Here is a 6,924-nt window from a genome sequence, read left to right as displayed (position 1 = left end):
CCCGCACCGTCACCGACGGTGCGGGGCCCTGCTGGTGTTAGGGTCTTCTGGCGCCACGTGCGCCCCAGGGGTCGTCGCCGGACGGCGGCCCACGTCACCCGCAGGTCGTGCCCGCCGGCACGCCCGACCGGACGGCCGCCGCGGGTCGGCCCACAGGAGGTTTCGTGCTCAGCTCATTCGGTCGGGCGTTCCTGACGCCAGACCTGCGTGGCAAGTTGCTGTTCACCCTGGGCATCATGGCCCTCTTCCGCCTGGGCTCGCACGTGCCGGCCCCGGGGATCGACTACCAGCTGGTGCAGAAGTGCCAGTCTCTGGGGTCGGGGAGCAACTCGTTGCTCGGGCTGACCAACATGTTCTCCGGTGGCGCGCTGCTGCAGCTGTCGATCTTCGCGCTGGGGATCATGCCCTACATCACCGCGAGCATCATCGTGCAGCTGCTCACCGTGGTCATCCCGCACTTCGAGCGCCTCAAGCAGGAGGGGGCGGCGGGCCAGGCCAAGATGACGCAGTACACGCGCTACCTCACCATCGGCCTGGCGGTCCTGCAGTCGACCACGCTCATCAGCTTCGCGCGCAACCCCAGCCAGCTCTTCGGCGGCACGCCCATGCAGTGCCCGACCGTCATGCACGACGACTCCCTGTGGAGCGTCAGCCTCCTGGTGCTCACGCTGACCGCCGCCACCGGCCTCATCATGTGGCTGGGCGAGCTCATCACCGAGAAGGGCGTGGGCAACGGCATGTCGCTGCTCATCTTCACGTCCATCGCCGCCGGCTTCCCGGCCTCGCTGTGGGCCATCAAGGACCGTGGCTGGGACAAGTTCGTCCTGGTGCTGCTGCTGGGCCTGGCGATCCTGACCGTCGTGGTGTTCGTCGAGCAGTGCACGCGCCGCATCCCGGTGCAGTACGCCAAGCGGATGGTGGGTCGCCGCATGTACGGGGGCACCTCCACCTACATCCCGCTGAAGATGAACATGGCGAACGTCATCCCCATCATCTTCGCCAGCTCCATCCTCATGCTGCCGATGATGGTGGCCCAGTTCCAGACGCCCAACGACGGCACCCGTCCGCCGGCCTGGGTGGAGTGGGTGTCGCGCCACCTGCAGATGAGCACCGACCCGATCTACGTGGCCATCTACGTCACGCTCATCATCTTCTTCACCTTCTTCTACACGTCGATCACGTTCGACCCGGACGACGTCGCGGACTCCATGAAGCGCTACGGCGGCTTCGTGCCGGGTGTCCGGGCGGGCCGTCCGACCGCGCAGTACCTGCGCTACGTGCTCAACCGCATCACGGTGCCCGGCGCCCTGTACCTGGGCATCCTGTCCCTCATCCCGCTCTTCGCCCTCGACCGCCTCGGGTCGATCGGTGACTTCCCGTTCGGCGGTGCCTCGCTGCTCATCGTCGTGGGCGTGGGTCTGCAGACCGTCAAGCAGATCGAGTCGAAGTTGCAGCAGCACGAGTACGAAGGATTCCTCCGATGACCCGCATGATCATCCTCGGCCCCCCCGGGGCCGGCAAGGGCACCCAGGCCTCCGGCATCGCCGAGCGCTACGGCATCCCGGCCATCTCCACCGGCGACATCTTCCGCGCCAACATCAAGGCCGGCACCCCGCTGGGGGAGCAGGTCAAGGAGATCACCGCCTCCGGTGGCCTGGTCCCCGACGAGCTGACCAACCGCATCGTCGCCGACCGCCTCTCGCAGGCCGATGCGCAGGAGGGCTTCCTCCTGGACGGCTACCCCCGCAACCTCGGCCAGGTGGAGGCCCTGGACACGATGCTCTCCGCGACCGGCCAGTCGCTGGACGTCGTGCTCGAGCTCGTGGTGGACACCGAGGAGGTCGTCCAGCGCCTGCTCAAGCGTGCCGAGATCGAGGGCCGCGTGGACGACACCGAGGAGGTGGTCCGCCACCGCATGGACGTGTACGCCGAGCAGACCGCCCCGCTGAGCGACGCCTACGAGAAGCGTGGCCTGCTGCGCCGTGTGGACGGTCTCGGCGAGGTCGACGAGGTCGCCACCCGCATCAACGAGGCGCTCGACGCGGCCACCGGCAGGGCCTGACGTGCTCCGACGGGGGAAACGGCTGCCCGGCAAGACGCCCGAGCAGGTGCTGGCCATGCGCCGCGCCGGGCTGGTGGTGGCGCGCACCCTCGAGGCCGTGGGGCAGGCCCTGGCCCCCGGCCGCACGACCGCCGAGCTCGACGCCGTCGCCGAGGACCTGATCCGCGGCGACGGTGCGGTGCCCAGCTTCAAGGGCTACCAGGGCTTCCCCGCCTCGCTGTGCGTGAGTGTCAACGAGGAGGTCGTGCACGGCATCCCCGGCGAACGGCGCCTCGAGGCGGGTGACCTGGTGAGCGTGGACTGCGGGGCCATCCTGGACGGGTGGCACGGTGACGCCGCCCGGTCGTGGGTGGTGCCCGGGGCGCCCGCGGACACGGCGATCGACGCCCTCGTGGAGGACACCCGCCTGGCCATGTGGCACGGCATCGGGGCGCTGCGTCCCGGGGGCCGCGTGTTCGACATCGGCGACGCGATCCAGGACCTGCTCGAGGAGCGCGAGGAGGAGCGCGGACTCACCTACGGGCTCGTCGAGGACTACGGCGGTCACGGCATCGGGCGGGAGATGCACATGGACCCGTGGATCCCGATGTTCAGCAGCCGCGGCACGAGCGATCGCGTCTCCGAGGGCCTCACCGTGGCCGTGGAGCCGATGGTGACGCTCGGATCGGCGCGCACCCGCACGCTGTCCGACGACTGGACCGTGGTGACGACCGACGCCTCCCGCGCCGCGCACTGGGAGAACACCGTGGCCGTGACGGCCGACGGGCTCTGGGTGCTCACCGAGCTCGACGGGGGAGCGGCCGGCCTGGCCGAGGCCGGTGCGCGCTACGCACCCCTGGGGGACTGACCGCCGGCCACACGCAGCCCGACCCCGCCCCGGATTCGTCTCCGGGCGGGGTTCTGCGTTAGGCTGACCGGCCGGGCACCCGTGCGTCCACGTCCAGTGGTCCACGAGCCCGTCGTCTATGGCCGAACCCAGCAGGGGGGAGGCCGACCAAGTGAGTAGTGGAGGACATGGCCAAGAAGGACGGCGTCATCGAGGTTGAGGGCACGATCGTCGAGGCTCTGCCGAACGCGATGTTCCGCGTGGAGCTGACGAACGGTCACGTGGTCCTCGCCCACATCTCGGGCAAGATGCGACAGCACTACATCCGGATCCTCCCCGAGGACCGTGTGGTGGTGGAGCTCAGCCCGTACGACCTGTCCCGCGGTCGCATCGTCTTCCGCCACCGCTGAGGGTCTCCGGGCCCTTCAGCACTCACCCCATCCGCACCGTCCACGCCTGCCGGTCCCACCGGTGGGCGTGCACGCACGATCCGAAGGCACTGGCACATGAAGGTTCAGCCGAGCGTCAAGAAGATCTGTGACAAGTGCAAGGTGATCCGCCGCAACGGCCGGGTCATGGTGATCTGCGACAACCTGCGCCACAAGCAGCGCCAGGGCTGACGCACCTCACCGCACGCGACACGGATCGCACGCCCCCGCACCGGGGGCGAAGGCACTGAGCAACTCGCACCACCCGACCCCCGCAGAGCTGCGGGACGTCACCCCCGGCGTGGAGGCCGGGGACCGGGACCACTGGATCATCCGAGGCAGTGGCACACCGGGCTGGTGGTGCACCAGACCTCCACGACAACCAGAAGGAACACGATGGCACGTCTCATCGGTGTCGACCTCCCGCGCGACAAGCGCGTCGAGATCGGCCTCACGTACATCTTCGGCGTGGGTCGCACCCGCGCCCTGCAGGCCGTCGAGGCCTGCGGTATCGACCGCTCCACCCGGGTGAAGGACCTGAACGACGAGCAGCTCGTCGCTCTGCGTGACTTCCTCGAGGGCAACTTCCAGCTCGAGGGTGACCTCCGCCGTGAGGTGGCCGCCGACATCCGCCGCAAGGTCGAGATCGGCAGCTACCAGGGTCTGCGCCACCGTCGTGGTCTGCCGGTGCGTGGTCAGCGCACCAAGACCAACGCGCGCACGCGCAAGGGCCCGAAGAAGACCGTCTCCGGCAAGAAGAAGGCCTGAGCCCCGGCTCGGCCTCACCCCCCAGCTCTAGGTAGGAGTACACATGCCCCCCAAGACCCGCGCCGCGGCCTCGCGCACGCGCCGTCGTGTCAAGAAGAACGTCGCGGCTGGCCACGCGCACATCCGCTCGACGTTCAACAACACCATCATCTCGATCACGGACCCCAGCGGCGCTGTGATCTCGTGGGCCTCCGCCGGCCAGGTCGGCTTCAAGGGCTCGCGCAAGTCGACCCCCTACGCCGCGCAGATGGCCGCCGAGGCCGCTGCCCGTCGTGCCATGGAGCACGGCATGAAGAAGGTCGACGTCTTCGTGAAGGGCCCGGGCCCCGGTCGCGAGACCGCCATCCGCTCCCTCACCGCGACCGGCCTGGAGGTCGGCTCCATCTCCGATGTGACGCCCATCGCGCACAACGGTGTCCGCCCGCCCAAGCGTCGTCGGTTCTGAGAGGAAAGGACTGAATCATGGCTCGCTACACCGGCCCCATCACCAAGAAGTCCCGCCGTCTCAAGGTCGACCTCGTCGGCGACGACAAGAGCTTCGACGCGCGTCCGTACCCGCCCGGCATGCACGGGCGTCGCCGGACGCAGGAGAAGGAGTACCTGGCCCAGCTGCAGGAGAAGCAGAAGGCCCGCTTCATGTACGGCGTCATGGAGAAGCAGTTCCGTCGCTACTACGCCGAGGCGGCCCGTCTCCCCGGCAAGACCGGTGACAACCTGCTGACCATCCTCGAGTCCCGCCTCGACAACGTCATCTACCGCGCCGGCCTCGCGCCGACCCGCCGCGCCGCCCGCCAGCTGGTGACCCACGGTCACTTCCTGGTGAACGGCCAGCGCGTCGACGTGCCGTCGATCCAGGTGTCCAAGTACGACATCATCGACGTGCGCCCGAAGTCCGCCGAGACCCAGCCGTTCGAGATCGCCCGCGAGGTGTTCGGCGAGCGTCCGGTCCCGGCCTGGATGAAGGTCGTCCCCGGCTCCCTGCGCATCCTGGTCTTCGACCGCCCGATGCGTGAGCAGATCGACACCGTTCTGAACGAGCAGCTCATCGTGGAGCTCTACTCCAAGAACTGATCAGCGACTCCGGTCGCCACCGCGCCCGGCCCCCACGGGTCCGGCGCACCGGCTCCGGTGGTCCACAGATGCCACCGGAGCCCCTGGCCCGACGCACGCGTCGGGTGCCACTGCGAGCAGCGTCATATAGCGGTCGCTGCGCGGAAAGGAAACGCACGTGCTGATTGCCCAGCGCCCCGTCCTCACCGAGGAGAAGATCGACGAGGCCCGTTCGCGGTTCACCATCGAGCCGCTCGAGCCCGGTTTCGGCTACACCCTCGGCAACTCCCTGCGTCGCACCCTGCTCTCGAGCATCCCCGGTGCGGCCGTGACCAGCATCCGCATCGACGGCGTGCTGCACGAGTTCTCCACCGTCCCCGGTGTGAAGGAGGACGTCACCGAGCTCATCCTCAACATCAAGGGCCTGGTCGTCTCCTCGGAGCACGACGAGCCCGTGGTGGCCTACCTGCGCAAGCAGGGGGCCGGCGAGATGACCGCGGCCGACATCAGCTGCCCGGCCGGCGTCGAGGTGCACAACCCCGACCTGTACCTGGGTTCGCTGAACGACGAGGGCGCGATCGACCTCGAGCTCACCATCGAGCGTGGCCGCGGCTACGTCTCGGCGCAGCAGAACAAGGGCGGCGAGCAGGAGATCGGCCGGATCCCGGTCGACTCCATCTACTCGCCGGTGCTGTCCGTCACCTACAAGGTGGAGGCCACCCGCGTCGAGCAGCGCACCGACTTCGACAAGCTGGTCGTCGACGTCGAGACCAAGAACTCCATGTCCCCGGCCGACGCCATGGCGTCCGCCGGCAAGACGCTGGTGGAGCTCTTCGGTCTGGCGCGCGACCTCAACGTCGAGGCCGAGGGCATCGAGATGGGCACCGTGCAGACGGACGCCTCGCTGGCCGCCGACCTGGCGCTGCCGGTGGAGGAGCTCAACCTGTCCGTGCGCTCCTACAACTGCCTCAAGCGCGAGGGCATCCACACCGTGGGTGAGCTCGTGGCCCGTAGCCAGGCGGACCTGCTGGACATCCGCAACTTCGGCAACAAGTCCATCGACGAGGTGCAGGTGGAGCTCCACAAGCTCGGCCTGGCCCTGAAGGACACCCCGGCCGACTTCGACCCGTCCAACATCGTGCTGGACCGCGACGAGGACGAGGGCGAGGCCGCCGCGGGCGACGAGGTCCTCGAGGACGAGCAGTACTGATCCGCCGCAGTGACACCCGGCGCCTGCCGAGCGGGCGTCGCTGACACTTGGAAAGCACAGGAGAAATCACATGCCTACCCCGAAGAAGGGCCCGCGCCTGGGCAGCGGCCCGGCGCACGAGCGGCTGCTGCTGGCCGGTCTGGCCACCCAGCTCTTCGAGCACGACCGCATCACCACCACGGAGGCCAAGGCCAAGCGCCTGCGCCCTCTGGCCGAGCGCATGATCACCTTCGCCAAGAAGGGTGACCTGCACAACCGTCGCAAGGTCATGACCGTGATCCGCGACAAGTCGGTGGTGCACAAGCTGTTCACCGAGATCGCCCCGGACGTGGCCGACCGTGAGGGTGGCTACACCCGCATCGTGAAGCTGGCGCCCCGCAACGGCGACAACGCCCCGATGGCGGTCATCGAGCTCGTCCGCGAGCCCGTGGCCCGCAAGGCGGTCGTGACCGAGGCCGAGCGCGCCACGCAGAACGCCGCGCGCACCGAGGCCGAGGACGCCACGACCGACGAGGCCTGAGCAGTCCCTGACGGGCCCCGCGCCCGTGAGCACGAGGAAGGCCCCCACCCGACGGGTGGG

10 protein-coding genes are annotated in these 6,924 nt (G+C 69.0%); all 10 read left to right on the top strand.

The window, feature by feature from the left end; genetic code table 11:
* The first annotated feature begins 164 nt into the window (after positions 1 to 164).
* The 10 genes from secY (at position 165) to rplQ (ending at position 6,864) form a co-directional block, all read left to right on the top strand.
* Positions 165 to 1,484: a preprotein translocase subunit SecY gene (gene secY, locus HMPREF3099_RS00340; RefSeq protein WP_070703228.1), complete on the top strand. Its 1,320-nt coding sequence runs from the start codon at positions 165 to 167 to the stop codon at positions 1,482 to 1,484.
* Positions 1,481 to 2,062, top strand: coding sequence for an adenylate kinase (locus tag HMPREF3099_RS00335; protein ID WP_070703227.1), 582 nt, complete (start codon positions 1,481 to 1,483; stop codon positions 2,060 to 2,062). The genes secY and HMPREF3099_RS00335 overlap by 4 nt, the downstream gene beginning before the upstream one ends.
* Position 2,063: 1 nt before the next feature.
* Entirely contained in the window at positions 2,064 to 2,909 is an 846-nt protein-coding gene (gene map, locus HMPREF3099_RS00330; protein WP_083323350.1) for a type I methionyl aminopeptidase, read from the top strand.
* 167 nt (positions 2,910 to 3,076) lie between these two features.
* Positions 3,077 to 3,298 (top strand): translation initiation factor IF-1, encoded by a 222-nt coding sequence (gene infA, locus HMPREF3099_RS00325; protein WP_015779996.1) that lies wholly within the window; start codon positions 3,077 to 3,079, stop codon positions 3,296 to 3,298.
* 96 nt (positions 3,299 to 3,394) lie between these two features.
* A complete protein-coding gene (rpmJ, locus tag HMPREF3099_RS00320; RefSeq protein WP_007928044.1) occupies positions 3,395 to 3,508 on the top strand; it encodes a 50S ribosomal protein L36 in 114 nt (37 codons plus the stop codon).
* A 204-nt stretch (positions 3,509 to 3,712) separates the two neighbouring features.
* On the top strand, positions 3,713 to 4,084 hold the full coding sequence (gene rpsM, locus HMPREF3099_RS00315) for a 30S ribosomal protein S13 (protein WP_015779995.1): 372 nt from the start codon (positions 3,713 to 3,715) through the stop codon (positions 4,082 to 4,084).
* Between the two features lie 43 nt (positions 4,085 to 4,127).
* Complete coding sequence (gene rpsK / locus HMPREF3099_RS00310) at positions 4,128 to 4,529, top strand: 30S ribosomal protein S11 (RefSeq protein WP_070703226.1); 402 nt, start codon at positions 4,128 to 4,130, stop codon at positions 4,527 to 4,529.
* 17 nt (positions 4,530 to 4,546) lie between these two features.
* On the top strand, positions 4,547 to 5,155 hold the full coding sequence (rpsD, locus tag HMPREF3099_RS00305) for a 30S ribosomal protein S4 (protein WP_070703225.1): 609 nt from the start codon (positions 4,547 to 4,549) through the stop codon (positions 5,153 to 5,155).
* A 157-nt stretch (positions 5,156 to 5,312) separates the two neighbouring features.
* On the top strand, positions 5,313 to 6,344 hold the full coding sequence (locus HMPREF3099_RS00300; protein ID WP_070703224.1) for a DNA-directed RNA polymerase subunit alpha: 1,032 nt from the start codon (positions 5,313 to 5,315) through the stop codon (positions 6,342 to 6,344).
* A gap of 70 nt (positions 6,345 to 6,414) precedes the next feature.
* Positions 6,415 to 6,864: a 50S ribosomal protein L17 gene (rplQ, locus tag HMPREF3099_RS00295; protein WP_070703223.1), complete on the top strand. Its 450-nt coding sequence runs from the start codon at positions 6,415 to 6,417 to the stop codon at positions 6,862 to 6,864.
* The last annotated feature ends 60 nt before the right edge of the window (positions 6,865 to 6,924 follow it).

This window comes from Kytococcus sp. HMSC28H12 (genome assembly GCF_001816045.1).
In the GTDB taxonomy this organism is placed as follows: Bacteria; Actinomycetota; Actinomycetes; order Actinomycetales; family Dermatophilaceae; genus Kytococcus; species Kytococcus schroeteri.
Note: the sequence above shows the minus strand (reverse complement) of the source record. Positions and strands in the feature narration are given on the sequence as shown.